Source organism: Gordonia phosphorivorans, from assembly GCF_042432625.1.
GTDB classification, from domain to species: domain Bacteria; phylum Actinomycetota; class Actinomycetes; order Mycobacteriales; family Mycobacteriaceae; genus Gordonia; species Gordonia phosphorivorans.
Genome location: NZ_JBHLWV010000024.1, coordinates 24716 through 51684, shown reverse-complemented (window position 1 = coordinate 51684; position 26969 = coordinate 24716). Strand labels below are relative to the sequence as shown.

Sequence of the window (26969 nt, the reverse complement as noted above, 5' to 3'; positions counted from 1 at the left end):
TCTACACCTCCAGGATCGCCACCGCGGCGGCGGTGTCGCCGTCGTGCGTCAACGAGATGTGGATCTGCACGTCGGCCAGATACTTGGCCAGGTCGCCGTGCAGCCGCACCTTGGGTCGGCCCCAGTTGTCGGCGACGATCTCCACGTCGTTGACCGCCGTCTCCGGCAGCACCGGAGTCTGCGCGTAGCGGCTCGACGACCACGCCTTGATGACCGCTTCCCGCGCCGCCCACCGGGCGGCGAGGTGCTGTGCATCCTCACCGCTGCCGGCGGCCGCGTCGCGTCGTTCCCCGACCCGGAAGCTCATCAGCATGGTCGATCCCGGCTGATCCAGCTGCTCGGCGAAGCCGGGCACACTCACCACGTCGATCCCGACGCCCACGATGCTCATCGGTACGACCCGGCCTGGTCGAGGCGGACCTGCGGATCCAGCAGCAGCGCGGCCTCGGCGTCGTGCTCGTCGACGGTCTCGTCGAACCGACGGTTCGGCGGGCGCACGTACGCCGCCTCACCACCGCACATGGCCTCCAGCAGACGCTGCTGACCGGCACGCAGCCGCTCGGCGGCCGCCGCACGGTAGGCCTCGCGCTGCTCGGCGGGCAGGCTCGCCACGAACGCCTCGGGATGGACGACGGCGATCAGACCGGACACGTGCCCGAAGCCGAGGCTGGTGAGCACACCGGCCTTGAGGCCGAACCGCTCGCCCATCGCGATCGGAGACCGCGGCCAGACCAGGTGCGGGTACTCGGCCATCTTCTCGTCGACGCAGTCCAGGCTGCGGTTGGGCGGGATGACGCCGTCGCGCAGCACCTGGCACAGGCCGATCAGCTGGAAGGCGGCGGCGCCGCCCTTGGCGTGACCGGTCAGCGACTTCTGCGAGACCACGAACAGCGGAGCACCCTCGGTGCGGCCGATCGCCGAGGCCAGCCGCTCGTGCAGCTCGGACTCGTTGGGGTCGTTGGCCCGCGTCGAGGTGTCGTGCTTGGAGACGACGGCCACCTCGTCCGGGGTCACGCCCAGCGCGGCCAGCGACGCGGCCAGCGGCGAGTCGACGCCGCCGCGCGCGGCGCCCAGCGCACCCAGGCCCGGAGCCGGGATGGAGGTGTGCACGCCGTCGCCGAAGCTCTGCGCCCACGCGACCACACCGAGCACCGGCAGACCCATCTGCGCCGCGACGTCGCCGCGGGCCAGCAGGACGGTGCCGCCGCCCGCCGACTCGACGAAGCCGCCGCGTCGACGGTCGTTGGCCCGCGAGAAGCGTCGCTCGTCGATACCGCGCGCGGCCATCTTGGCCGAGTCCGCGGTGGCCGACATGTCGCCGAAGCCCACGATCCCTTCGATACCGATGTCGTCGAAGCCGCCGGCGACGGCGAACAGCGCCTTGCCCAGACGGATCTTGTCGACGCCCTCCTCCACCGAGACGGCGGCGGTGGCACACGCGGCGACCGGGTGGATCATCGCACCGTAGGAGCCGATGTACGACTGGACCACGTGCGCGGCCACGACGTTCGGCAGCGCCTCCTGCAGGATGTCGTTGGCCTTGGCCTCACCCAGCAGCGTGTCGATGTACAGCGACCTCATCGAGGTCATGCCGCCCATGCCGGTGCCCTGCGTGTTGGCCACCAGGCTCGGGTGCACCCAGCGCATGAGCTCGGCCGGCGAGAAGCCCGCCGTCACGAAGGCGTCGACGGTGGCGACCAGGTTCCACAGGGCCACGCGGTCGACCGACTCGGCCATGTCCGGCGAGACGCCCCAGCGCACCGGGTCGAAACCGGTGGGGATCTGACCGCCCACGGTGCGGGACAGCTCGAAGCGACGCGGCACGCGGATCTCGGTGCCCGCCAGGCGGGTCACCGTCCAGTCGCCGGTGTCCCCGGCCGGAGCGACCCGGGTGCGCTCGGGATCGGCGGCGGCGAAGGCACGGGCCTGCGCCTCCGACGGCACCGAGAAGCTCAGGTCCTGATCCAGGAAGACCGACTCGAGCAGCGGCGCCGAGTTTTCCACCATCGCGCCCTCGTCGGCGTAGCGGCGAATGCCGCAGCGCTCGAGGACCGCGTCGTGGTAGCGCTCGGCGATGTCGGCCTCGGCGACCGGGTCGCCGGATTCGACGTCGTACCAGCCGGGCTTAGGTGCGGTGTCCCACTGCACCAGCCCGACGCTCCACGCCAGTTCCAGCACACCGGCGGCGGACAGCTTCTCGTCCACCTCCATCTCGAACCGGGTGCGCGCGGAACCGTACGGGCCCACCTCACCGGCACCGACGATGACCACCAGGTCCTCGGGGCGAGCGTCGAGCTCGGCCCAGTCCAGGCGGTGGCCCAGTTCGGCGCGGGCCGGCGCCGACAGCGCCGACACCCGCGTGCCCTCGGTCTCCTCGGAGCTCTCGGCGGCGCGGTCCGCGGCCGCCTGTGCCTGCTCGGCCAGCGCCTTCATGTCCAGCGAGGCACCGTCGAGGCCTGCGGTGAAGTCGGCCAGCAGCGGCTCGGTCTGCGCCGAAGTACGGGCCTGCGGCGAGCACAGCTCGACCAGGTTGGCCGCCATCTCCTCGGTGCTCCACGTGCGCACACCGGCCTTCTCGACCGCGTCGACCATCACGTCGTTGGCACCCATCAGCCCGGTGCCGCGCACCCAGCCGATCAGGGCGTGCGCCAGGCTGGTGCGGCCGTTCCACGAGTCCTCGGCACCCCAGCGGGTCACCAGGGCATCCAGTGCGGCCTTGCTCTCGCCGTACGCGCCGTCGCCGCCGAACATGCCGCGGTTGGGCGAGCCCGGCAGGACCACGTGCAGGCGGCCGGCGATGTCGTGGTCGGCGCCGATGGCCGACAGGCCACCGATCAGCCGCTCCACCGACCACAGCAGCACCTTCATCTCCAGCTCGGCGCGGGCGCCGGCGTCGGTGAGGTCACCGGCCACGCGGGGCGCGGCGAACGGGAACAGCAGGCTCGGCCGCAGCACCGGCTTGACCACCGCGGTGCTGGCACCCAGGTTCTCGGTCTGCTCGGAGCCCAGCCAGTCGATCAGCCCGTCGACGTCGGTGTACGAGGCCATGTTGGCCGGCACCACCCACAGCGCGGCGCCGATGCCGGCGTGCTCGCGATAGAGCTTCTTGTAGAAGTCCAGACGCTCGGTGTTCAGGCGCGAGGTGGTGGCCACCACGGTGGCGCCACCGGCCAGGAGACGACCCACCACGGCCGCGGCGATCGATCCGGCAGAGGCGCCGGTCACCACGGCGATGTCGTCGGCGAACTCGCCCACGACGGTGCGCGCGGCCTCCGCGGCGATGGCCGCGTAGGCCTCGGCGTGCGCGGAGTGTCCCTCGGCGCGTGCCTTCTGCGTCCACCAGTTCGCGTGATCGGCGACGGTCTGCCCGGCGCCGACGAAACGTGCGGCCACGGCCTGCGCGTCCAGTTCGGCGGATTCGGTCAGCCACAGGGTCGCCAGATCCTCGCGCGCGGTGGCCCAGCGGTCGTCGATGAGCACGGCGCGCTCGGCGTCGAAGGCCGGTGCGACGGTGCGCTGCCAGTCCGCGCCCAATTCCGCGCTCACCCGATCGGCCAGCAGACCGGCCTCCGGGTCGGCCGGGGCGGCCGACGCGGTGTCGGTCAGGCCCAGCTTGGCCAGCACGGTCTGTGCGGCCGCGGCCAGCACGCCGTCCGGACCGGTGATCTGCTCGGCGAACTCGCCGAGGGCCGCGGCGTCGACCGCCGCACCCCCGCCGGAGGCCGCCGCCGGGATCTCCACGGCGGTGCCGCGGGCGGCGCCGACGCTGCGGACCGCACGGTCGATCACCGCGTCGAGGGCGTCGACGTTGGACACCGGGCCGTCGAGCAGGTCGCCGAGGTCGCCGCCGCGCACGCTGGCGCCGTCACGGGTGCCCAGGGCGAGGGCGACCAGCGCGTGCTGCGCCCAGCCCGGGCCCAGCTGCCAGGTGCCGGTGATCCGGTCCACGACGTACGACTGCCGCTTGCCGACCGGGCCGGCCACCTTGCGGAACTGGTCGCTGACGGCGTCGGTCAGCACGTCGCCGAGCGGGCGGTAGCCGCGGGCCAGCGAGTTGACGGTGGTCGACAGCGCCGTCATGTCGGCCTCGGCGGCACCGTCGATGGCACCGAGTCCGAGCTCGGCACCGACGTCCAGCAGCAGCTGGTTGCGTCGGGAGGAGACGCCGTCGCACAGCGCCTCGATGGTGTCGGCGGTACCGATCTGATCGGTGCGCATCTTGGTCCACAGGGCGATCACCGCACGCACGGCGTCGGTGGGCCCGAAGGCGATGTCGTCCGGACGCGGGCCGGTCGCGGCCGCGGTGGCCACGGGTGCCGGTGCGGCGGCGGCCGGCGCGGCGGCCTCGGTCGTCGGCGCCGACGGCTCGTCGAGCTCGTCCGTTTCCGGCTCGGCACCGGCGTCCTGCGCGGTGAGCAGGGCGGCGTCGGACTCGACGTTGACCACCTCGGTGGCCGCGGTCGCGTAGTCCGGCAGCTTCAGGGTGTTACGCGCCAGGCCGGTGAGCGTGGGCGCGGTGGCCACCCCCACCTCGACGAAGCGCTGGGTGCCCAGACCGCCCTGTTCCGGGGTGGAGAACAGCAGATCCTGCGTCTCGATCCAGCGCACCGGGCTGGCGAACTGCCAGGCCAGCAGCTCGATCAGCACCACGCGGGTCAGCTCGGCCGGACGCTGCGACCACGAATCCCAGTCCGCGAGCACCGCGTCGAGGGGCTCGGAGGGCACCAGGTCGGCGATCTCCTGAATGAAGGCGCGTTCCAGGTTGAACAGGCGGGGCACCAGGTTCGGGATGTAGCGACCGACGAGGATCGCCGGGTCGATGTGCTCGGGCAGCAGCTCGTCGAGCTTGCCCCGGAACTCGGGCACACCGGCGCGCAGCACGGTGGAGTGGAACGGGACGTCGATCCCGGGCACCAGGATGAAGGCACGCTTGCCGCCATGCTCGGCGACGCGGCGCTCCACCTCCTCCTGCAGCAGCTCCAGGCCGCGGACGGTGCCGGCGATCGCGTACTGCGAGCCGAGCAGGTTGAGGTTGACCACCTCCAGGTACTCGCCCACCTCCTCGCCGAAGCCGGAGACGAAGCCGATGACCTGCGCGTCGTCGAGCCCGAACTGGCTCGGTCGGATGGCCGCCATGCGGTAGTCGCTGCGGCCGTGCGCGTCGCGCGGCACCAGGTGGTGCATGGCCGATCCGCGCTGGAAGACCACCTCGAGGACGGCCTCGAGGGGCAGCACCCCGGCGCATGCGGCGAGCGCGTTGTACTCGCCGACCGAGTGGCCGCACGTGATCGCGCCCTCGACGAAGCCGCCGGACTCGCGGAGCTCGGCCACCTGGGCCACGCCGAGGGTCGCCATGGCGACCTGGGTGAACTGCGTCAGGAACAGCACGCCGTCCGGGTGGTGGTAGGTCTCACCGTTCGCCACCAGCGTGGTGGGGTTGTCGCGGACCACGGCCAGGATCGAGAAGCCGAGCGCCGAGCGGGTGTGCGCGTCGGCCCGGTCCCAGATCTTGCGGGCGGCCTTGCTGCGGGCGCGGGCGGCCAGGCCCATGCCCTTGCTCTGAATGCCCTGCCCGGGGAAGGCGTACACGGTGCGCGGCGCCTCCAACAGCGCGGTCGCGGCCATCACGAGGTCGTCGCCGACCTTGGCGGTCACCTCGATCACGTCGCGGCCTGCGTCCATGCCGACGCGGTCGGTGCGCACGGTGATGGTGTCGCCGAGACGAACCATTCCGAGGAAACGGGAGGTCCAGCCGATGATGGCGCGCGGCGACGGCACCGGATTGTCCAGGTCCGCGGCGGTGACGACCTGCTGGGCGGCGGCCGAGAGCCACATCCCGTGCACGATCGGCTCCCCCAGCCCGGCCAGCTTGGCCGCCAGGAGATCGGTGTGGATCGGGTTGCGGTCGCCGGAGACGACGGCGAAGCCGGTCATGTCGGCGGGCGCGACGATCGTGGTGGTCCGCACGTGCTTGCGGACGGCGGTGACCTCGTCGACGAGGGCGCCACCGGCGCGCTGCGGATCGGTCAGGTCGGCGCTGCCGCTGCGGCCGCGGATGGCGAAGCGCTCGGTGAGGGTGGCGACGGGTGCGCCGGCGTCGGAGAGTTCGACGGTCACCTCCACCACGCGACCGGCGGAGCTGTCGAAGACGTCGCCGAGGCGGGCGAGCACGGTCAGGTCGGTGTCCGCCTCGGGGACGGCCCCGGCCAGCTCGACGGCGTGGTCCAGGTGCACCAGATCCAGCAGACCCTCCACCACGGGCGCACCGGCGTCGGTGGTGGCGGCGCCGATCACGCTGAACACGGCGGGCCAGCAGGCGGTCACCAGGGTGTCGGGCACGGCGAAGCCGAGCGGCACGGCCGGGGTGATCGGGGCGAACCGACGCGGCAGCGTGGCCGCGGTGACACCGCTGTGGTCGGCCACCGAATCGGCGTGCCAGGCGATGGTGGTCGAGGCGACCCCGTCGGCGACGGGGGTCAGCTCGCCGCCGGCGGCGACGGTCAGCAGCTCCCGCATGGCGGTCGCGGCCTCGGTGAGGCCGACGCTCGGAACTGCGCCGTCGAGGCAGCCCGCGTCCACGGTCAGCGGGATGCGCACGACGGTACCGGCCACCGGGACCGACAGCTCGTAGTGGGCCGGGTACACGTCGACGTCGGAGACCTGCGCCAGGCGCGCACCGGTCGGGCCGTGATCGGCCACCTGGCCGTCGTACACCTCCCAGCCGGCGAGATCGCCCAGCAGCGCGATCGGGTTGGCCACGATGCGACCGGCCCACGACACGTCGGTCGACTCCAGCAGCATGGTGATCGGGCCGGCCGAGGGCACCGCGCCGGTCCGACGACGGGCGTCGGCGGGCCACGAGTGCTCGCCGCCGGTGCGCAGCACGTCCACCACGTGCGCTTCGAAACGGTTCAGCAGGTCACCGACGGGCTCGTCCACCTCGGTGATACCGGCGACGGCCACCGGGCCGGGGATGATGCAGACCTCGTCGGCGCGGTAGCGCGGATCGTGGGCCTGCCACAGCGAGTCGCTGCGCCACCAGCGGCGCACATCCTTGTCCACCACCGGCACGAAGTTCACCGGCTTGCCCGGTGTGCGGCACAGCTCCAGGAAGAACGCGACGTCGGCCGGGTGCAGCACGTCGGCGTCGATGGCCGGGTAGGCGCGCGCCAGCTCGACGATCGCGGCGTGCGGGTCGTCCACGGCGCCGTCGAACAGCGACGGGAAGTCGCCCGAATCCAGCTCGTGCATGCGGGCTTCGGCGCGGTGCAGCATCTCGGTGAAACGCTGCGCCCAGGTGACGTCGGCCCACGGCAGGATCTGCTCGGAGTCGGGGCCGACGGCCAGCTCGGCGTAGCGCGCCAGCCACTGCCGGTAGGTCATGGTCGCCACGTCGCCGAAGTACGGCTTGGCGGTGCCGGCCATGGCGGCGATGATCTCCTCACGCCGCTCGGCCACGGCGTCGGCGTCGCCGGCCACCTCGTCGAGCAGGCGGCCGCAGCGCGAGGCGGTGTTGTCGATCTCGTGGATGTCGGCACCGAGCTGGCTGCGCCCGGAGGCCATGCCCGCTTCGCTGTGGCCGGCGCCGATCCAGTCGGCGCAGCCGCGGGTGTCGGCCAGCAACTGCTTCACCTCGGGCGCGGTGGTGGCCTCCAGGGTCGCCATCGCGGCGGTGCCGATCAGGATCCCGTCGAGCGGCATCAGCGGGTAGCCGTGGCGGGTGGCCCATTCGCCGGTCAGGTACTCGGCGGCGCGCTCGGGCGTGCCGATGCCGCCGCCCACGCAGATCACCACGTTCGGACGGTCGCGCAGCTCGCCGTAGGTGGCCAGCAGCAGATCGTCGAGGTCTTCCCACGAGTGGTGACCGCCGGCGCGGCCGCCCTCCACCTGGACGATGATCGGGAAGGCGGGCACCTCGTTGGCGATGCGCACCACGGCGCGGATCTGCTCCACGGTGCCCGGCTTGAACGCGACGTAGTGCAGCGAGGCCTCGTTCAGCTCGTGCACCAGGTCGACGGCCTCCTCCAGTTCGGGGATGCCGGCGGTGATGATCACGCCGTCGATCGGGGCGCCGGTGGCGCGGGCCTTCTGCACCAGGCGCTTGCCGCCCAGCTGCAGCTTCCACAGGTACGGATCCAGGAACAGCGAGTTGAACTGCACCTCGCGGCCCGGCTCGAGCAGGTCGGTCAGCCGCGCGACGTTGTCGGCGAAGATGTCCTCCGTCACCTGACCGCCGCCGGCCAGCTCGGCCCAGTGGCCGGCGTTGGCGGCCGCCGCGACGATCGCGGGGTCGACGGTGGTGGGGGTCATGCCAGCCAGCAGCATCGGCGAGCGACCGGTGAGGCGGGTGAACGGGGTGTCGACCACGGTGCGGCCGTCGGGCAGCTGCGCCAGACGCGGGGCGAACAGGGCCCACGGCGCAGAGATCTCCGGGACGTTGCCCGGGACGAACAGGTTGCGCTGGCCGCCGCGGGTGGCGACCGGCACCGCGCCCAGGCCCTGGCCGCGTACCAGCGACGACGCCAGGCGGGTCGCGATGTCGGCGGGACCGAAGTCCAGCAGCCAGCGCGCACCGCTGGCCACGACCTCACCGATCTGGGCCACCCAGTCCACGTGCTCCACCAGCACCGCGTCGGCGTAGCGGTGGGCCAGGGCCGGGTCGATGCCGCAGCGCTGGGCCCACTCGGTCACCAGGGACAGGCCGTCGGCCATGTCGGGATGGTGGAAGGGCACCGTGGTCATGACGTTCTCGAAGACCGGCGCGAACGGCGAACCGCCGGTCAGCTTGCGCTTGTGCTCGTCGGCCGAGCGTGCGGCCTCCTCCTCGCACAGCGCCTGGAAGGCGGCCAGGTGCCGCGGGGCGCCGGAGAGCACCAGCGCGCGACGACTGTTCTTCACGGCGATCGCGGGGGCGCCGATGCGCTGATCGGCGGGCAGGTCGGCGACGTAGCGCGCCAGCAGCACCTCTACATCCTTGGGGCGCGCCTGCGAGACCGACAGCATCGGCGAGGCGTCGGCGTTGCCTGCGAGGCCGCGACGCCGGGCGGTGAGGGCAGCGGCGGCGCCGATCAGCTGGGCCAGCGCCAGCAGCTGGGCGTCGTCGGTGTCGCGGGCGGCGCCGTCGACGCTCAGCGCCTCGGTGGCCAGCACGCCCTGGGAATGGCCGACGACGGCGATCGGCGGCACCGCGCCGGTGTCGAGCCCCTGCTTGGCGAGGGAGGCGATGGTGGCCAGCTGGCTCAGCAGCACGCCGGGCAGCGAGACGCTGGCCTCGGCCAGGTCGGCGTCGTCGAACGCCTGCGCGTCCTCGTCGATCGCGCGCATCCACGCGATCGGGGTGAACGAGCGGGTGCCGGCGCGGGCCAGGTCCTCGGCGACCGGCGCCAGGAGACGGGCCGCGTCGTCGACCACGGCCGTCATCGCCGCTTCCAGATCGGCGTCGATCACCACCTCGGCGAACGACGGCAGCCACGCGCCGCCCTGGCCCCCGAAACTCACGGCATAGGCCTCACCCGCGGTGAGACGGTCGAGCAGACTCGGTTCCGGTGCGGAGCTTCGGTCGTTACGCGAACGGGAACGGAACTGATCGAGGGTCACAGGCTCTCCTGAAAGGGTGCGCGGGCAAGACAGCGAGGGCTCGCTGACCGCGTTCCATGATGACAGCCAAATATGAGGCTTCCCTCATGTTTGGACCCGACCCGGGCGTATACCCACTGGTAGAACGGCGAGTAAGTGCCATCACCAGGGTTTTCGGCTTCCAAAAATCGTTATGCTTTCGTTATACAGCACGGGTGGTGCGGCAAAACGCGCCAAAACACGCGCAACCGGCCGATCGAGCGCTTGCGATTGCTACATTAATTAGCTACCACCTGCTGAAAAGGAGCACTTCATGCATCGCCGCCGCCTCCTCGGAGCAGTCATGGCACTCGGCGCAGCCGCCGCCCTGACTCTCACCGCATGCAGTTCGGATTCGGGGGACAACGGGTCCACCCCCGCCTCCTCGGACCCCGCCGCCACGGAGTTGCTGAACTCCGCCGCCGACGCCACCGCCGCGCTCACCGGAGCCCACGTCCAACTCAAGGTCGACGGCACGTTCCAGTCGATGAACGCCACCGCCGTGGAGGCCGACGTCAACACCAAGCCTCTCGCCGGCAAGGGCACCGCCACCCTGAACATGGGCGGCACCTCCGTGCAGGCGCCGTTCGTCTACCTGGGCGACCGCTTCTACGCCAACGTCAACGACAAGGGCTGGATCAACTACGGCGACGGCCGGTCGATCTACGACGTGTCGCTGCTGCTGAACACCGACACCGGTATCCCGCACGTGCTGCGCTCGATGGAAGGCGCCGCCACCGCCGGAAACGAGCAGGTCGACGGCGTGTCCACCACCAAGGTGACCGGCACCGTTCCGGCCAAGGCCGTCGCCGGACTGACCGGCGCCACCGGTGAGGGGGCCAAGGACTCCACCGATGCGGTCGACACCACCGTGTGGATCACCGAGGACAACCAGGTCGCGCGCGTCGTGGTCTCCCCGGCCGACGACCTGAAGCTCACCGTCGACGTCTCCAAGTGGAACACCACCACCGAGGTCGCCGCGCCGCGCACCGTCAGCACCCCGAGTTCCAAGCCGGCTACTCCCCCGGCCTCCGACCAGCCCACCACCGACAAGGTCGACGGCTGATTCAGCCGCCTCATCCAAGGAGAACGACATGACTATTCGTGCACGACTCACCGGGGCCGGCCTCGCGGTGCTCGGCGCGGCCTCGGTGCTGGCCGTCTCGTCCGCCATCGAACCCGCGCCCGCGCAGGCGGCCAACTATTACGGCGCTCTCGCGCTGTCTCCGTCGACCGGAGCCACCGGCCGCGCCTGGGACTACAGCGACACCACCAGCGCCCAGAACGCCGCGCGCACGGCCTGCGGCTACTCCGACTGCAAGGTGGTGGTCGCGATGGTCAACGGCTGCGGCGCCATCGCTCGCGGCGACGCGTACTGGGGTTACGGTGCCGCCGACGACCTGTACACCGCACAGTCCTACGCCCTGTACTACTCGCAGGGCGGCTACGTCTACGACTGGCTGTGCACGTCCGGCCACTCAGCCTGAGTCGCACCGCCCCACGATCGCACGCGGTACCCGGAGGACCTGATCTTTCGGGTACCGCGCGTCTTCGACCGTCACCCGAAAGCACCATGCCCACAGACCAAACGATCGATTGTCCCTTCTGCCGGATCGTGGCCGGCACCGCCCCCGCGCATCTCGTCTACGCCGATGAGCACGTTCTCGGCTTCCTGGACATCGCCCCCGTCCGCCCCGGCCACACCCTGCTGATTCCGCGGGCCCACGTCGGAGCCCTGGCCGAGCTGCCCCCGGAGACCGGCGGGCATCTGTTTCAGGCCGGCCAGCGCGTAGCCGCGGCCATGCGTTCGTCGGAGCTGGCCGCCGACGGGGTGAACCTGGCACTCAACGACGGTGCCGCGGCCTTCCAGACGGTCTTCCACACGCACCTGCACGTGGTGCCCCGCCGGCACGGCGACAAGGCGCGCCTGGTGACCGGTTTCCTGACCCGCCGCGCCGGCGATCTGGCCGGGACCGCCGAGGTGCTCCGGGGCGAACTCGGCACCGTCGGTCCCAGCGAGGCACCCCCGTGGTGACGATGACGTCCGTCGACATCGGTCGCCGGCTGGTTCAACGCGCCCGCCACATCGTGGTGTTCACCGGCGCCGGGATGTCCGCCGAGAGCGGCGTTCCCACCTTCCGCGACGCCGCCACCGGATTGTGGGCCACCTTCGACGTCGACCAGCTGGCGGCGCCGGAGGCCTGGGAGCGCGACAGCGCGCTGGTGTGGCGGTGGTACGCCGAACGGGCCGCAGGGGTGCGGGCCGTGGGACCCAATCGCGGGCATGGCGCGATCGCCGCGCTGGCCCACCAGCGGCGCGCCAGCGGCGGATCGGTCCGCGTGGTGACCCAGAACGTCGACGACCTGCACGAACGCTCCGGACTCGACGACGTCTGCCACCTGCACGGCAGCCTGTTCGCCCCCCCGCTGTGACCGGTGCGCTCGACCGGCCTCGGCCGAGACGGCGCTGCCTGCCCGGGTCGGGTGCGCCCGGGCGTCGTCCGGTTCGGCGAACCCCTCCCCGGCAACGCGTGGGAGCACGCCGAGGCGGTCTTCGACACCGCCGATCTGGTGATCGTGGTCGGCACCAGCGGCGTGGTGTATCCGGCGGCCTCCCTGCCGGAGACCGCTGCGCTGCGCGGCATCCCGGTCATCGAGGTGAACCCGGAGCCCTCCGAGCTCACGCGGGTGAACCTGCGGGTGCGGTCCACCGCGGGCCACGGCCTGCCCCTGCTGTTCGCCTGAGGCACCTGGAGAAACGACGCGGGCCCGGGTCGTCGTCACCGATGTGACGACGACCCGCGCCCGACGATCGGGAAGAGCCGTCAGCTGCGGCCGCGGCCCGCGACACGCTGCGGGCGCTTGCCCCAGTTGTCCTTCTTGCCGCCCTTGCCGTAGCCGCCCTTGTTGCCACCGCGCTGGCGCGGCGCGCCCAGATCCTTGCGGATGTCGATCGGGTGCTTGCCGATCCGCGTGTGCTTGAGGTTCGACAGCGTCTCGTTGTCGAGATCCTCCGGCAGCTCCACGAGGCTGAAATCGTCGCGGATGCTGATGTTGCCGAAGTCTCCGCGGGTCAGGCCGCCCTCGTTGGCGATCGCGCCCACGATAGCTCCCGGCGACACCTTGTGCTTGCGCCCCACGGCGATCCGGTAGGTTGCGAAGTTCCCGCCGCCCTTGGTCGAACGCTCGCGACGCTCGCCGCGGTCACGACGATCACCGCCGGGCGGATCCGGCGACATCAGGAAGCCGCCGTCGCGCGTCTCGAGCGCCAGCGCGGCGGCGATGTCACCCAGCGCCACGTCGTTCTCCCGCGCGTAGGTCTCGACGAGCCCGCGGAACATGTCCAGGTCGGTCGATTCCAGATTGCGGGTGATCGATTCACCGAACTTGACCACGCGCTGGGCGTTGACGTCCTCCACCGAGGGCAGATCGATCTCGGTGAGCTCCTGCCGGGTGGCGCGCTCGATGGCGCGCAGCAGGTGCCGCTCGCGCGGCGAGACGAACAGCAGCGCGTTGCCCGAGCGGCCGGCGCGTCCGGTGCGTCCGATGCGGTGCACGTACGACTCGGTGTCGTGCGGAATGTCGTAGTTGACCACGTGCGAGATCCGGTCCACGTCGAGGCCGCGCGCGGCGACGTCGGTCGCGACCAGGATGTCAAGGCTGCCGTCCTTGAGCTGGTTGATGGTGCGTTCGCGCTGCGCCTGCACCATGTCGCCGTTGATCGCCTGGGCCGACAGGCCGCGCGCACGCAGCTTCTCGGCGAGTTCTTCGGTGGCCGACTTGGTGCGGACGAAGACGATCATCCCGTCGAAGTCCTCGACCTCGAGCACGCGGGTGAGGGCGTCGAGCTTGCGCTGGTGACTGACCTGCAGATACCGCTGGGTGATGTTCGAGGCGGTACTGGTCTGCGCCTTGACCTTCACCTCCTGCGGATCGTTGAGGTACTTGCGGGCCAACCGACCGATGGTCGGCGGCATGGTGGCCGAGAACAGGGCCACCTGCTTGCGATCGGGGGTGTCGGCCAGGATCCGCTCGATGTCCTCGGCGAAGCCCATGCTGAGCATCTCGTCGGCCTCGTCGAGCACCAGGTAGGCCAGCTCCGACAGGTCGAGGGTGCCCTTGTCGAGGTGATCGATCACGCGACCGGGGGTGCCCACGATCACCTGCGCACCGCGGCGCAGGCCGGAGAGCTGGATTCCGTAGCTCTGGCCGCCGTAGATCGGCAGCACCTTCACCTCAGGCATTCTCGACGAATACCGGCCGAAGGCCTCGGCCACCTGCAGCGCCAATTCGCGCGTGGGCGCCAGCACCAGTGCCTGCGGCTTGCGCGCGGAGGTGTCGAGGCGAGACAGGACCGGGATGGCGAACGCTGCGGTCTTACCGGTGCCCGTCTGTGCGAGGCCGACGACGTCGCGTCCGGCCAGCAGCGGTGGGATGGTGGCCGCCTGGATGGGCGACGGGGTTTCATAACCGACCTCGTCGAGGGCGGCCCGTACCCGGTCGTCGATGTCGAAGTCGTCGAACGAGCCGGTCGCTGAACTGGTGGTGTCGGCGCCGCTCATGCGCGCTCATAAATAGTCATCGTTGGAAGATTCTACCCCGCGAGGGCCTTGTGACATGCACCACTTGACTCACTGGTAGGGTTCCGTTCACGAGGTTCACCCGAACCGAGCACTGCGAAAGCAAGACCACATCTCTCTGAGGGGATCGCACGCTATGCAGGAGTACACCACTCCCTCCACGTTGACCGTCGGCGACGACGTCACCACCATCACTCGGATTCAGGACCTGCGCCGCAACAATCCGACGTTGCCGGTGTTCCGGCGGCTCGGGGATTCCGGACACTGGCTGACCGTCACGGCGCAGCAGTTCGCCGAAGAGGTCGACGCGGTCGCCAAAGGCCTGATCGCCTCCGGTATCGAACCCGGCGACCGGGTCGCGCTGCTCAGCTCGACGCGCTACGAGTGGAGCCTCATCGACTACGCCATCTGGCGGGCCGGTGCGACCACCGTCGCCATCTATGAGACGTCCGCCCCGGACCAGGTCGAGTGGATCCTCACCGACTCCGGCACCAAACTGCTGATCGTCGAGAACGCCGACCAGCGCACCAAGCACGGCGACGTGATCGCCGCGGCGACCGCACTGAACGAGACGCTGGTGATCGACGGCGGCGCCATCGCCGAGCTGTATCGCCGCGGCGCCGACGTCGCCGACGCGGTCCTCGACGAGCGGGAGGCCGCCGGCAAGTCCAGCGACGCCGCCACCCTGATCTACACCTCGGGCACCACCGGCCGACCCAAGGGCGTGGTGCTGACGCACGCCAACTTCATCTCCGAGTCGGCCGCGGTGCGCGACTCGGTGGGCCCCGGCCTGAGCGAGGGCAAGACCACGCTGCTGTTCCTGCCGCTGGCACACGTCTTCGCCCGCGTCATCGCGGTGGGCTGCATGGAGAACGGCGTGATCCTGGGCCACACCAGCGACCTGCCCAACCTCGTCGATCACCTCGGCGTCTTCAAGCCGCACTACGTCCTGTCGGTGCCGCGCGTATTCGAGAAGGTCTACAACTCGGCACGCCAGAAGGCGGTCGACGGCGGCAAGGGCAACATCTTCGACAAGGCCACCGACACGGCCATCGCCTACAGCCGTTCGCTCGACTCGGGCGGTCCGGGTCTGGTCCTGCGCCTGAAGCACATGCTCTTCGACAAGCTGGTCTACGGCAAGCTGCGCGCAGCCCTGGGCGGTCAGTGCGAGGCAGCGGTCTCCGGCGGCGCGCCCATGGGCGAGCGTCTGGGCCACTACTTCCGCGGCGTCGGCATCCCGGTCTTCGAGGGCTACGGCCTCACCGAGACCACCGCGGCGGTCACCGCCAACAACGTCGACCACAGCCGGATCGGCTCGGTCGGCCGCCCGGTTCCGGGCGTCTCGGCCGCCATCGCCGACGACGGCGAGGTGCTGCTGCGCGGTCCGATGATCTTCACCGGCTACTGGCAGAACGACGCGGCCTCGGCCGATGCGATCCGCGACGGCTGGTTCCACACCGGCGACATCGGGCGGCTGGAAGACGGCTACCTGTACATCACCGGTCGCAAGAAGGAACTCATCGTCACCGCGGGCGGCAAGAACGTCTCGCCGGCACAGCTGGAAGACACCATCCGCGCCCATCCGATGGTGAGCCAGTGCCTGGTGGTCGGCGACCAGAAGCCGTTCATCGGCGCCCTGCTCACGATCGACGCCGAGGCGGCCCCGGGCTGGCTCGAGCGCAACGGCCTGCCGGCCGACACCTCGATGGAGGAGCTGGCCAAGAACGCCAACCTGCGCGCCGAGTTCGAGGCCGCGGTCGCCGAGGCCAACTCCAAGGTCTCCGCCGCCGAGCAGATCAAGAAGTTCGACGTCCTCGCCACCGATTTCACCATCGACACCGGTGAGCTGACGCCGACCATGAAGCTCAAGCGCAACGTGATTCACGACAGCTACAAGACCGCCATCGCGGGTCTGTACACGTAGCAACCGGTGACCACATAGGTCACAGGAGAAACACAAGTCACATCAGTAACGGCGCGTCGTCCCGACCACGGGGCGACGCGCCGTTACCGTCGGGCCACCATGAGTCGAGATCTGGCCATCGATGCCACCCGCGGCCTGGCGATCTGGAGCATGATCAGCCTCCACTTCGCCAACGGCATGCTCATCGCCCTTCCGACCCACGCCTTCCCGCTGGTCGACGGCATGAGTGCCTTCGTCCTGCTGTCCGGCTTGGTGCTGGGCCTGGTCTACCGCGGCTGGACCGAGCGGCACGGTCTGCGCTTCGCCTACCAGCGGCTGGCGCAGCGCCTCCTGGTCCTCTACTTCGCGCAGGTGGTCATCTCGCTGGTGGCGGTGGCCGTGGCCACCGTGCTGTCCGGACGCGAGTACTTCCTCATCGCCCGCCTACCCGGCGACGAGCCGTTCCTCCAGCAACTGTGGTGGGCCCTGACCCTGCGCTTCCTCCCCGGCGGCGGCAACATCCTGGTGGTCTATCTGGTCCTGATGACCTTCGCCTTCGCCGTGGTCCCGCTGCTGATGCGCGAGCACTGGCGGTGGGTGCTCGCCGCCTCGGGCGCGCTGTACCTGGTCAGCCAGGTCTCCCCCGCGTGGTGGATGTACCTCAACGCGGCCCCCGACGGCGGCCCGATTCAGAATTGGGCGGCCTGGCAGGTCCTGTTCATCCCGGCGATGGTGGTCGGGTGGCAGTGGAGCCGGTGGCAGGTGCGCGACCGCCTGGACGCCCTGCTGCCCCGGCTGGCCGCGGTCACCGTGCTGGTCGGTGTCGTCCTCGCGCACGGCCTGTGGATCGAGCGGTGGCTGTGGCGCGCGCCGGAGCTGCTGGGCAAGGTGGAGCTGGGCCCGCTGCGCGTGCTGGCCTCGTGGCTGGTGGTGGCGTGCGTCTACGCCGTCTTCGGCCGCCTTCTACAGTGGATGCGTCGCGACTGGTTGCGTCCGTTGGTCATGGTCGGGGCGCGGAGTCTGGACGCCTACGTGATCCAGGCCGTCGCGCTCCTGGCCATCCCGACCCTGCTGGCACCCCGCCCCTGGGGCGGCGGCCTGTCGACGGCCCTGGTGCTGACGATCTTCGCCGGCTGCTGGGGCTGGGCCGAATTCCGCCGGCGGTGGGGCGTGGACAAACTGCATCGTCTGCCCACGATCTTGGCCGAGGCCGCCGCGACCCCGAAACGGGAGGCGACTCTCGCACGGGCCTGACACGCACCGAGAAGGAGTTCGCCATGCACGCACCCCGGCCGGACCGGAACGATCCCGCCACCCTCGCCGACGACACGCTGAGCGTGCACGGCGGCAACGAGGCGCACGGCGAGGGCACGGCCATCCGCGTTCCGATCACCATGGCCAACTCGTATCGACTGCCGTACGACCCGTCGACGATGGACTGGTCCGACCCGAACCACCTGGTCTACACCCGCAACACCGGGGTCAATCAGGTGGCGCTGCAACGGAAGCTGGCCGCGTGGGAGCACGGCGAGGATGCGCTCGCATTGGCTTCCGGGGTGGCCGCCCTGCACGCGGTGTTCTTCACGCACCTGCGCACCGGCGACCACGTGGTGGTCTCGGACACCACGTATGAGGCCACCTACAAACTGTGGACCACGCTGCTGCCCCGCAAGTACGGCATCGAGGCGACCTTCGTCGACATCACCGATCTCGCCGCGGTGGCCGCGGCCATCCGCCCCAACACCCGGCTGATCTCGTGCGAGGTGATCGCCAATCCCACCACGAAGGTCGCCGACATCCCGGCGCTGGCCGAGCTGGCGCACGCGCACGACGTGCTGCTGATGGTCGACTCCACCTTCACCCCGCCGCCGCTGTACCGCCCGCTCGAGCACGGCGCCGATCTGGTGGTGCACTCGCTCACCAAGTACATCAACGGCCACGGCGACGCGATGGGCGGTGCGGTGATCGGGCGCGCCGAGCTCATCGAGCCGATCCGCGCCGAGGCGATGGTCGACGTCGGCGGCGTGCTCTCGCCGTTCAACGCCTGGCTGATCGTGCGCGGGTCGGTGACGCTGCCGCTGCGGCTGGCCCGCCACCAGGCGTCGGCGCTGGAGCTGGCGCGCTTCCTCGACGCCGACGACCGGATCGCCTACGTCGCCTACCCCGGACTGCCCGGCCACCCGCAGCACCGCGTGGCGCAGCGCCTGTTCGGCGATCGCGGATTCGGCGGGATCATGGCCTTCGCCCTCGACGGCGACCCCGCCCTGCAGAACCGGTTCGTCGACGAGTTGCGCGTGATCACCTCGGCGGTCTCGGTGGGGCACGACGAATCGCTGATCGTCCACGTCGGCACGAGCGGACCCCGCGTGGCCGCCTACCCCGAGGGCTTTCGCACCTTCGGGCATCTGCGCTTCTCGGTCGGCCTGGAGGACGTCACCGATCTGCGCGCGGATCTCGCCGCCGCACTCGATGCCGCCACCGCTTGACCGACGGGCCCGCTCGGGGCCTGGCGACTAGGTCGCGCGGTACAGGATCCCGCGGGTGATCGCCTCGCGGACCACCGGCATCGTGACTTCGGCGAGGGCATCGGCGTCGACGCCGTGGAAGTCCGCGAGCAGGTCGATCAGCCCGCCCAGCGGCACTTCGCCGCGGCAGCCGGCCAGCAGCGCCGTCATCACTTCGTCCACCGGCAGCACCGCTCCGGGACCGCCCGGGCGCGTCACCGCCGCCGAGATCTCCTGCCACCCGTCGGCTCCCGGCAGCGACTGCGCTTCGAGGAAGACCGGCGCGGTGCTGAGCGGGGCCGCCAGCAGTTCCTCATCGGAGACGCTGCGGAGGAAGTCGCGGCGCGCCCACCAGGCCTGCACCTCGAAGCCGCTCACCTCCTGCCCGGCCGCGGTGATCTCCTCGATCACCACGTCCGGCGCACGCTCGGTCTCCGGCTTGCGCAAGGTCACCAGGCCCATGCCGATCCCCACGATCTGTTCGCGCTCGAACCAGTCCAGCCAGTGCGCGCCGCGCTCGGCCGCGGACTCGGGGGTCTCCCCCGCGTCGGCGATCCACAGCGAGATGTAGCTGATCGGGTCGGCCAGCTCCCGCTGCACCACCCAGGCGTCCAGGCCGCTGGCCCGCACCCACTCGCCGATACGCGCCTGCCAGTCGTCGACGTCGTGCACCACCCAGTTGGCCAGCAACTGGGCCACCCCGCCGGGCTCCAGGTAGTCGGCCACCTGCTCGATCAGGCGACGGCTGATCCCGTCGCCGGCGATACCGGAGTCCCGGTAGATGTAGTCCTGGCTGCCGGTGCCCACCACGAACGGCGGGTTGGCGACGATCAGGTCGAAGCGTTCACCGGCCACCGGCTCGAACAGGCTGCCTTCGCGCAGGTCCCACGACATGCCGTTCAGCTGGGCGGTGACCCGGGCCAGCGCCAGGGCGCGCGGATTGGTGTCGGTGGCGACGATGCTCTCGGCGTGCGAGTCCAGGTGCAGCGCCTGAATCCCGCAGCCGGTACCCAGGTCGAGGGCCCGGGTGGCGGACGTCCGCACCACGGCCTGCGCCAGGGAGATCGACGCTCCTCCGATGCCCAGGACATGATCGTGCGCCAGGGTGGCCGCGCTCAGCAGCGCGTCCTGGTCGCTGACCACGAGGTACTCGTGCTGGTCGCTGCCGTGCGGCCGGATGTCGAGCACCGCGCGATAACCCGTGCCGGTGCGGACCAGCACCCCCTGCTCGACCAGCGTCGTCGGCGCGAGGGGCGCGAACGCCGCGGTCACGTCGGCCTCCGGCTCGACGGCGCCGAGCAGGAACAGTCGGATCAATGTGGCGAGGGGCCGCCGGTCGACCTCGGCCCGTTCGGTGGCCCGCAGCGCCGGCCACCACGTCCCGACGGTCAGCGCCGCACCGGCCTGCTCGCCGAGAAGGTCGGCGATGCCCGCGTCGGTGTAGTCCCGCTCCCGCAGGACCTCTCCCAGTGCGTGCACGACGGTCTCATCACGAAGCGGAAGTGAGTTCACCGGGACGAGCCTACCGGGCACCGAACGTCCATCGAGGTTTCGCTCCAAACAGACCGAAACGGACACTCAGCCTGGGTTAAGGTACTCGTGTCCATGCACGTCGGGGGAGCTGGAGTGTTGTGAAATCGACCGTCAGAGTGCGCGGTAAGCGCTGGTTGTTCGAGTCGGTGGCGGTGCTGGTCGTCGCCACGTTCGGGGTCAACGCGGCCGTCCCGGATGCCCGAGCCGCCACCATCGCCGACCACACCACCCTGTCGACGCCGGCGGCGAAGGCGAAACCCTCCCCCAAGCCCAAGGCTGCGCCCAAGGCCGAAAGCTACCAGGAGCGCCAGGACCGCATCGCGTTGTCGACGACACCGCTCTTTCCGACGCCCGCGACGCCGTGGCCCGGTACCGCCGAGCGCACGCCGGGACAGTCGCCGAAGCCGCACGATGAGCCCGAAACCCAGTGTGTGAGCGGAGAGTTCGCCACCCTCGGGGTGATCTACGAGTCGATCGTGCAGTCGGCCCTGCCCGGCTTGCCGCCGCAGGTGCGCGACGCCGTCCTCGCCCAGCATCCGCGGATCAAGGCGGAGATGGAGCGGATCACCGTCTCCACGCTCGCCCTGTCGGAGCATCCGCGAACCCTCGGCGCCAGTGACGACGATCCGTCGACCAAGTACCGCTCACCGCAGTCGCAGGCCATCGTCTCCGGACTTCTGAAGATCCGCGACGGCAAGCAGAACGAGGCCATTCCGGTCGCCAACATCACGCTGTCGCAGGCGGTGGAGTCGGCGTGGCTGTACTTCTTCCTCGGGGTGCTGGCACCGGCCCGCCTCGTCGTGGAGACCGCACCCAGCGTCGTCGACCTGCGCGGCGCGGTGATCCCGGAGCTCGGCTTCCCGTCGTACAGCATGTTGCTGTCCGTCGGCTTCGCCGTGTTCCGCATGGGAGTGACCCAGCTGTACTCGACCATCAGCGAGTCGATCCTGGACAACTGCATGGCCCGGGTGACGCCCGAGCAGAAGGCCCTCGCGGGCAAGGCCAGCGAGGACGTGGTCTACGACATCCCGATCCATCCGATCATCGCCGGCATCGCCGACCAGTTGGCGCTCGCCGATTCGGAGACCTGCACGCCCATCGGTGACCTGACGCTGGCCCGCATCGTGAACCGCGTCAGCGACTCGGCCCAGCAGCAGGCGCCCAACGCCGCGGCCAAGCGCAACATTCAGGCGCAGACCAAGCAGGTGCTGCGGCACATGAAGTCGGTACGGATTCCGCACCACCTGATCCCCGCCGACCCGGCCGACTGGAGCACGGTCGGCACCATGGCCTCCTACATCGGTGGGGCCATCCCGTACGTGGGCGGCGCACCGCTGGACATCCTGATCGGCCTCGGCCACAACCTCGGCGAGGGCGCCGACCTCGCCGAGACGGTGCCGCTGACCGAGTTGACGGTCACCAAATCCCTCACCGCCGCGTACTTCGCGTACCACCTGTCGGTGCACCTGTTCACCGAGATCGGCTCGGCTCTGGTCGAACCGATCCCGGTGGGCGACACCTTGCTGATCTCCCCGTTCCGGATCGTCGGCAACGCGTTACGACTGCCGTTGACCTACGGGCTGGTGACCTACCACGACGTGGTGCGCTCGATGTGCCTGCGCGAGGACGACACCACCGGCACCGGTCTGGGCGCGGAGAAGGACAAGCGTTCGCCTGCTCCTTCTTCCTCGACCGCCCCGCCGTCGTCGACCGCCCGCTCATCCTCGATCAGACCGTCGACGCCGCGCAGGCAGACCGTGGGCCGCTGAGCGGTACGACGGCACGCTCGAGTCGTCCGGCTAGGCTGCACGACGTGAATCAGCATGAGCTCAACGGTCTGGTCGGCGCGCGCCTGCAGGAGGCCCGCTCGGCCCGCAACCTCTCGCTGAGCGCCCTCACCACGGCGGAGGACGCGGACGCGGCACCGGAAGCGGCCGACGCCGGGCCTCGCCCCGGCGGACTCGGTGCGCTGCCCGGGCTGGTGCGGTCGTTGGCCGGGTCGGTCACCGGGCTGCTGGTGGAGCGTTTGACCGGCGCTGCGGCCGGCGGCGACGCCGACGTCCGCCGCCTGGACCGGAGCGTGGTCGACGAGGCCACCGTGGACGTGCTCGCCCTGACGCTGTCACCGGGCCGGGACTACCTCGGCGAGCACACCGCTGCGGGCACCGAGCACCTGGTGGTCACCTCCGGTCGCGTCCGCGTGTCCGGGCCATCCGGGGACGTGCTGCTGTCGGCCGGAGACAGCCACACCTGGCCCGCCGGCGCCGCCCACCGCTGCGCCGTCGACGACGGAGCGGCGACGGCCGTCCTCGTCCGCCGTCTGGCACACCCTTCCCGATAGTGGATTCCGTTCCCGCGCGGGATGAGAAGGCGCGCGGGAACGGAATCGTCTATCGGGAACCGGCCGCGGCCAGCCCGCGGGCACGACCGCGGGTGCGGTAGTAGCGCTTGGCGCACGCGTTCTGCTGGTGCCAGTACAGCCGCAGCGCCAGCGGCAGCCGCGGCATCCAGAAGCTCTCGTCGATCGGCTCGGCCGGTGCCCGCGCCCCCAGCTCCACGTCGGCCACCACCACCCCGGGCCCCTCGGAGGTGTTCCGTGCGGCCAGGACGGTGCCGTCGGCGGCGACGATCTGGGTGGCGCCCACGTAGCGCGTCAGATAGGGCGCGGTGGCGCTGAGCCCGGGCGCCAGCAGGAAGTCGGTGGCGAACTCGCCGCAGTGCGAGGCCTGCAGCACCGGTGCGCCCACGCGACGAGCGAACTCGGCCGGCGCGTTCTCCGACAGGTAGCGGTTGTACTGCCCCAGCGGGCCGAAGAGACGCTCTACCACCGGGCCCCAGTTCTCCGGCAGCGTCCACCAGTGGGTGCCGGTCATCACCAGGTCGACTCCGCGCAGGCGCCGCGCGGTCTGGTTGCGGATCAGTTCCCAACACACTGCCGCGCCCACCGCACCGTCGCCGGTGTCGAAGCGGCCGTCGTCGTCCCCGGGCCCGTAGAAGGCGTTCTCCCACATCGTCGGCAGATCCTTGTCGTGCCGGTGCACCGTGCCGTCGGGCTCGACGAAGTGATAGCGGTTGTAGATCTCACCGCCGTCGGCAATAAGCATGGAGCCGCCGATCCGCACCCGGTGGCGGGTCGCGGTGGACACCAGCAGGTCGACGGCCGGGTTGTCCGGCGGCAGCACCGCGCGGTGTGCCTGTGTCAGGAACGGCAGCGGCGAGGTCGCGAACTCCGGGACGGCGATCCACTGTGCGCCGCGTTCGACGGCCTCACCGATGAGCTTGTCGAGGCGGGACAGATTCTCCGGGACGTCACCGACGACGCCCTCGAATTGGACGGCGGCTGCGCGCACCCGACGGCCGGGGCGAAGGTATTGGTTCTCCACGCCCTGCATCATCGCTCAATCGCGATGGCTCGGGATCTCTGTGCGCGAGAAGGGACTTGAACCCTCACGTCCGAAGACACTGGAACCTAAATCCAGCGCGTCTGCCAATTCCGCCACTCACGCTTGCGCAACCAGCGTACGCGGCGAGCTACAGCTGCCAGTTCTCGGCCTGTTCCCAGCGACCCACGAGATCGCTTAGGATTCCGCCGCGGGACGTCAGCTCCGCGCACGCGCCCTGCTCCACCACTCGCCCGTCCTCGAGCACCACCACCCGATCGACCAGGGCCAGCACCTCGGGGCGCCGCGTCACCAGCACGACGGTGCGGGTGCCCCGCAGCCGCTCGAGCGTTGCGGCGACGTCGACGCCGGTCTCGGTGTCGATCAGCACCAGCCCGGCGGGCTTGTCCAGCAGCGCACCCGGCGCGTGCTCCCCGAAGGCGACCGCGGCGCGAGCCCGACGGACGGCCGTGGGCGCCGCCTGACCGTCGAGCAGAATGCTGCCGCTGCTCTGCCGCCGCAGACCCGCCAGCACGTGCAGCAGCGTCGACTTGCCCGAGCCGGAGCCGCCGACCACCGCGGTGACGCTGCCCGCGGGCAGGTCGAGGTCGATCCCCCGGAGCACCGGCGCCCGGCCCGGGTAGGCGTAACCGACGCCCGCCACGGTCACCGCGCACGGGCGGTCGGGCACCACGATCGGCGCGGCCCCGGCCTCGGCCCGTTCGGCCTCCACCAGCGCCCGCAGCTGCGCCAGCATGCTCGCGGCCGACGACAGCGGCGCACTGAGCAGCGACAGCGCGCCGGTCACCTCGACGATCCGTAGCAGCACCACCGCCATCGCCGCCGCCGTGACACCGCTGAGCTGCCCGGACAGGTACAGATGACTCACCACGGCCCCGAAGGCCAGCAGGACCGCGATCAGCACCGCCGACAGCAGCAGGTGGCCGGGAACCTGCCAGGCCAACAGGTGCAGGCTGCGCCGCCGCGAGGCCTTCACCACCGCCGCCGTCGCCCGCCGGTCGGCGCGCTCGCCCCGGCGTTCGGGCCGGGTCCAGGCGAAGTCGAGCACCGGGTCGTCGACGTCGGCGAAGGCCGTCTCCGCCGCGGCCAGCGCCCGCCGGCTGGCGGCCACCGCGGCGCACATGGCCAGGCCGCCGCCGAGCGCGACCACCGACAGCTGCCACGCCACCGGGAGCAGGAGCAGCGCCAGCAGCGGCGTCAACGCCACCGCATGGATCAGCGGTGAGCCCAACAGCACCACCGCCGACACCGATTCCGGGACCGCGGTGGCCAGCAGGTCCCGAAGTCGCGACGCACGTCGCGATTCCAGCTCGTCGAGCCCGAGGCGACGAATCGCCGCCGGGCCCGCCGTGGCGATCGCGTCGAGCAGACCGAAGCCGATCCGCAGCCCGGCACCGGCTGCCCATCCGTCGGCCAACCAGGTCAGGGCCAGCTGCAGCACCAACAGGCCCACCCACGGCCACGCCTGCGCGGGTGCGTCCCCGAACAGCGCATGCAACACCGGGATCAGGGTCATCACGGAGGACGCCTGCAGCAGCGTGGACAGGCCGGTCAGCCCGACGAAGACGAGCCGATCGCGGCGCCCGGCCGCACCGGTGACGGCGGCGATGTCGGAATAGATCACGAGCGCTCCCCCGTTTCGTCCCGATACCGCTGCGCATACCGGCCGCCGGCGGCGAGCAACTGCGCGTGCGTGCCCTGCTCGACGACCCGCCCCGCGGCGAGCACCACGATGAGGTCGGCGGCCGCCACCGTGCGCAGCCGCTCGGCGACCACCAGAACGGTCCGCCCGGCGGTGAGCCGGGACAGGCCTTGGCGCACCTCCCAGGCCGCGTCCGGGTCCGCGGCCGTGACGGCCTCGTGGAGCACCAGCACCCGCGGATCGGTGAGCAACGCCCGCGCCAACGACAACCGCTGCAGCGCCCCGGCGGAGAGCCGGTCGGCGTCGACGACGGTGTCGTAGCCGTCGGGCTGCCGCTCGATCAGCGCATCCAGGTGCGCGGCACGGGCCACCGCGACGATCTCCTCGCGCGTGGCGCCGGGACGGCCCGCGGCGATGTTCTCGGCGACGGTGCCGGGCACCACGCGCACCCACGGGTGCACCACCGCGACCTGGGTGCGCAGCTGCCGCTCGTCGTAGCGTCGCAGGTCGTGCCCGTCGAGGGTCACCGTGCCCGCGGCCGGATCCCACCATCGCGCGGCCAGGGCCGCGAGCGCCTCGCGCCCGCCCTCGGCCGCGCCCACCAGCGCGGTGATCCCGCCCGGCGGGCAGGTGAACGACACGCCGTCGAGGCGGCCGAAGCCGTCGGTCGAGGCGAACTCGACCGCGTCGAAGGCCAGCGCCGCCGGCTGCGACGACGCAGCGGCCTCCACCGGCGCGGCCGGCGGGACCAACTCGTCGGTGTCCAGGAAACGGTCCAGGGCCGCGGCCGCCGCGCGCCCCTCGCGCACACCGTTGGGCGCGTACGCCGCGGCCAGGATCCGGTCGCCCACCGAGGTGCCCAGCACCAGGAAGGCGACGAGGGCGCCGGCCGGCATCCAACCGGCGACGATCAGCGCCGTCCCCGCCACGGTCACCAGCACCATCGCGGTCATCGGCCGATTGAGCTGCAGGAGCACGGCCTTGCTGCCGAGGGTGTCGCGCTGCCAGTCCTTGAGGAAGCCGCTCATCTGTGCCAGCTCGCCCGGCAGATCCACCACGGCGTCGTCACCGTAGATCCGACTCACCGGCTGGGCGTGGATGTAGCGCTCGCAGACCTCGGGCAGCATCTCGTCCCACGCCAGCATCTCGCGCAGCCGCGGCTGATCCCGGGCGGCCAGCACCACCATCACCACCAGATAGCCGACCACCGGGACCAGCAGCACCAGGGTCAGAGTCCAGTTGACGGTGAACAGATAGCCCAGGATCGCCAGCGGCGTCACCACGGTGACCACCACGTCGACCACCGCGTGCGTCACCAGATAGTGCAGCGCGTTCACGTCGTCGTGCACCAGGGTGCGCAGGCCGGTCCGTCGCCGGGGCATGAACCACCCCAGCGGCAGCCGCACCAGTTTGTCGAGCACCGTGCGCCGCAGCGCCGAAGCGAAGTACTGGTCGTAGAAATGCAGCAGGGTGAGCAAGATCGCACCCGCGCCGAGGCCGATCACCGCCGCCCCGCCGCCGACCGCCGCCAACAGTGCCAGGCGATCACCGTCGGCGCCGTCGATCAGGTCCCGGGCGAGCTCGGCGAAGAGGATCAGCGGCAGCACCGTCAGGGCCGCGAGCACCAGCGCGAGCAGTGCGGACAGGACGAAGGCCGGTCGTGCTCGGCGCAGCACCGTCCGCCCGGATCCGCTCGCCACCGCCCGCTCCCCTTCGCCGTATCCTGCCGTGAGCGCCACCCTACCGACCCCGGCCGAGCTCCGCGGCCGACCGCCGCGGCACAGGTCACAC

Annotated in this window: 15 protein-coding genes, 1 tRNA gene and 1 pseudogene; 9 read left to right on the top strand and 8 right to left on the bottom strand. The window is 71.2% G+C overall.

Going from position 1 to position 26969, the window contains the following annotated elements; genetic code table 11:
- Window position 1 precedes the first annotated feature (1 nt).
- Both acpS and ACFFJD_RS13720 read right to left on the bottom strand, forming a co-directional pair.
- Window positions 2-391, bottom strand: coding sequence for a holo-ACP synthase AcpS (gene acpS, locus ACFFJD_RS13725; RefSeq protein ID WP_382365079.1), 390 nt, complete (start codon window positions 389-391; stop codon window positions 2-4).
- Entirely contained in the window at window positions 388-9597 is a 9210-nt protein-coding gene (locus tag ACFFJD_RS13720) for a fatty acid synthase subunit beta domain-containing protein (protein ID WP_382365077.1), read from the bottom strand. Before ACFFJD_RS13720 ends, acpS begins: the two co-directional genes overlap by 4 nt.
- Window positions 9598-9919: 322 nt before the next feature.
- Here ACFFJD_RS13720 and ACFFJD_RS13715 point away from each other — a divergent pair, with 322 nt between their 5' ends.
- From ACFFJD_RS13715 to ACFFJD_RS13700, 4 genes and pseudogenes are all read left to right on the top strand, one after another.
- Complete coding sequence (locus ACFFJD_RS13715) at window positions 9920-10681, top strand: LppX_LprAFG lipoprotein (RefSeq protein ID WP_382365075.1); 762 nt, start codon at window positions 9920-9922, stop codon at window positions 10679-10681.
- A 28-nt stretch (window positions 10682-10709) separates the two neighbouring features.
- Window positions 10710-11102: a DUF4189 domain-containing protein gene (locus ACFFJD_RS13710; protein ID WP_382365073.1), complete on the top strand. Its 393-nt coding sequence runs from the start codon at window positions 10710-10712 to the stop codon at window positions 11100-11102.
- Window positions 11103-11188: 86 nt separating this feature from the next.
- On the top strand, window positions 11189-11650 hold the full coding sequence (locus ACFFJD_RS13705) for an HIT family protein (protein WP_382365071.1): 462 nt from the start codon (window positions 11189-11191) through the stop codon (window positions 11648-11650).
- 2 nt (window positions 11651-11652) lie between these two features.
- Window positions 11653-12360, top strand: a pseudogene (locus ACFFJD_RS13700) (SIR2 family NAD-dependent protein deacylase).
- An 80-nt stretch (window positions 12361-12440) separates the two neighbouring features.
- On the opposite strand, the gene ACFFJD_RS13695 reads toward ACFFJD_RS13700, so the two are convergent.
- Window positions 12441-14177, bottom strand: a complete 1737-nt coding sequence (locus ACFFJD_RS13695; protein ID WP_382365069.1) for a DEAD/DEAH box helicase — start codon at window positions 14175-14177, stop codon at window positions 12441-12443.
- A 154-nt stretch (window positions 14178-14331) separates the two neighbouring features.
- Between ACFFJD_RS13695 and ACFFJD_RS13690 the strand changes: the two genes are divergently transcribed.
- The 3 genes from ACFFJD_RS13690 (at window position 14332) to ACFFJD_RS13680 (ending at window position 18584) form a co-directional block, all read left to right on the top strand.
- Window positions 14332-16119 (top strand): AMP-dependent synthetase/ligase, encoded by a 1788-nt coding sequence (locus ACFFJD_RS13690; protein ID WP_382365067.1) that lies wholly within the window; start codon window positions 14332-14334, stop codon window positions 16117-16119.
- Window positions 16120-16218: 99 nt separating this feature from the next.
- Window positions 16219-17352 carry an OpgC domain-containing protein gene (gene opgC, locus ACFFJD_RS13685; RefSeq protein WP_382365065.1) on the top strand — a complete coding sequence of 378 codons (1134 nt, stop codon included), beginning with the start codon at window positions 16219-16221 and terminating at the stop codon, window positions 17350-17352.
- Window positions 17353-17375: 23 nt separating this feature from the next.
- Window positions 17376-18584, top strand: a complete 1209-nt coding sequence (locus ACFFJD_RS13680; RefSeq protein ID WP_382365063.1) for a trans-sulfuration enzyme family protein — start codon at window positions 17376-17378, stop codon at window positions 18582-18584.
- A gap of 27 nt (window positions 18585-18611) precedes the next feature.
- Here ACFFJD_RS13680 and ACFFJD_RS13675 read toward each other — a convergent pair whose 3' ends face one another.
- Window positions 18612-20081, bottom strand: coding sequence for a DUF7782 domain-containing protein (locus ACFFJD_RS13675; protein ID WP_382365061.1), 1470 nt, complete (start codon window positions 20079-20081; stop codon window positions 18612-18614).
- A 152-nt stretch (window positions 20082-20233) separates the two neighbouring features.
- Here ACFFJD_RS13675 and ACFFJD_RS13670 point away from each other — a divergent pair, with 152 nt between their 5' ends.
- Window positions 20234-21904 carry a hypothetical protein gene (locus ACFFJD_RS13670; protein WP_382365059.1) on the top strand — a complete coding sequence of 557 codons (1671 nt, stop codon included), beginning with the start codon at window positions 20234-20236 and terminating at the stop codon, window positions 21902-21904.
- Between the two features lie 44 nt (window positions 21905-21948).
- Window positions 21949-22476 (top strand): cupin domain-containing protein, encoded by a 528-nt coding sequence (locus tag ACFFJD_RS13665; protein WP_382365057.1) that lies wholly within the window; start codon window positions 21949-21951, stop codon window positions 22474-22476.
- Window positions 22477-22525: 49 nt separating this feature from the next.
- Here ACFFJD_RS13665 and ACFFJD_RS13660 read toward each other — a convergent pair whose 3' ends face one another.
- From ACFFJD_RS13660 to ACFFJD_RS13645, 4 genes are all read right to left on the bottom strand, one after another.
- Window positions 22526-23518 (bottom strand): carbon-nitrogen hydrolase family protein, encoded by a 993-nt coding sequence (locus ACFFJD_RS13660; RefSeq protein WP_382365055.1) that lies wholly within the window; start codon window positions 23516-23518, stop codon window positions 22526-22528.
- Window positions 23519-23559: 41 nt separating this feature from the next.
- A tRNA-Leu gene (locus ACFFJD_RS13655) sits at window positions 23560-23641 on the bottom strand.
- A 25-nt stretch (window positions 23642-23666) separates the two neighbouring features.
- Window positions 23667-25160, bottom strand: a complete 1494-nt coding sequence (locus ACFFJD_RS13650; RefSeq protein ID WP_382365053.1) for an ATP-binding cassette domain-containing protein — start codon at window positions 25158-25160, stop codon at window positions 23667-23669.
- Window positions 25157-26917, bottom strand: coding sequence for an ABC transporter ATP-binding protein (locus tag ACFFJD_RS13645; RefSeq protein WP_382365051.1), 1761 nt, complete (start codon window positions 26915-26917; stop codon window positions 25157-25159). The genes ACFFJD_RS13650 and ACFFJD_RS13645 overlap by 4 nt, the downstream gene beginning before the upstream one ends.
- Window positions 26918-26969 lie beyond the last annotated feature (52 nt).

Coding starts and splice junctions, on each gene's coding strand:
- ACFFJD_RS13690 (WP_382365067.1), top strand. CDS start 14,332: ATGCAGGAGTACACCACTCCCTCCACGTTGACCGTCGGCGACGACGTC.
- opgC (WP_382365065.1), top strand. CDS start 16,219: ATGAGTCGAGATCTGGCCATCGATGCCACCCGCGGCCTGGCGATCTGG.
- ACFFJD_RS13705 (WP_382365071.1), top strand. CDS start 11,189: ATGCCCACAGACCAAACGATCGATTGTCCCTTCTGCCGGATCGTGGCC.
- ACFFJD_RS13715 (WP_382365075.1), top strand. CDS start 9,920: ATGGCACTCGGCGCAGCCGCCGCCCTGACTCTCACCGCATGCAGTTCG.
- ACFFJD_RS13680 (WP_382365063.1), top strand. CDS start 17,376: ATGCACGCACCCCGGCCGGACCGGAACGATCCCGCCACCCTCGCCGAC.
- acpS (WP_382365079.1), bottom strand. CDS start 391: ATGAGCATCGTGGGCGTCGGGATCGACGTGGTGAGTGTGCCCGGCTTC.
- ACFFJD_RS13710 (WP_382365073.1), top strand. CDS start 10,710: ATGACTATTCGTGCACGACTCACCGGGGCCGGCCTCGCGGTGCTCGGC.
- ACFFJD_RS13695 (WP_382365069.1), bottom strand. CDS start 14,177: ATGAGCGGCGCCGACACCACCAGTTCAGCGACCGGCTCGTTCGACGAC.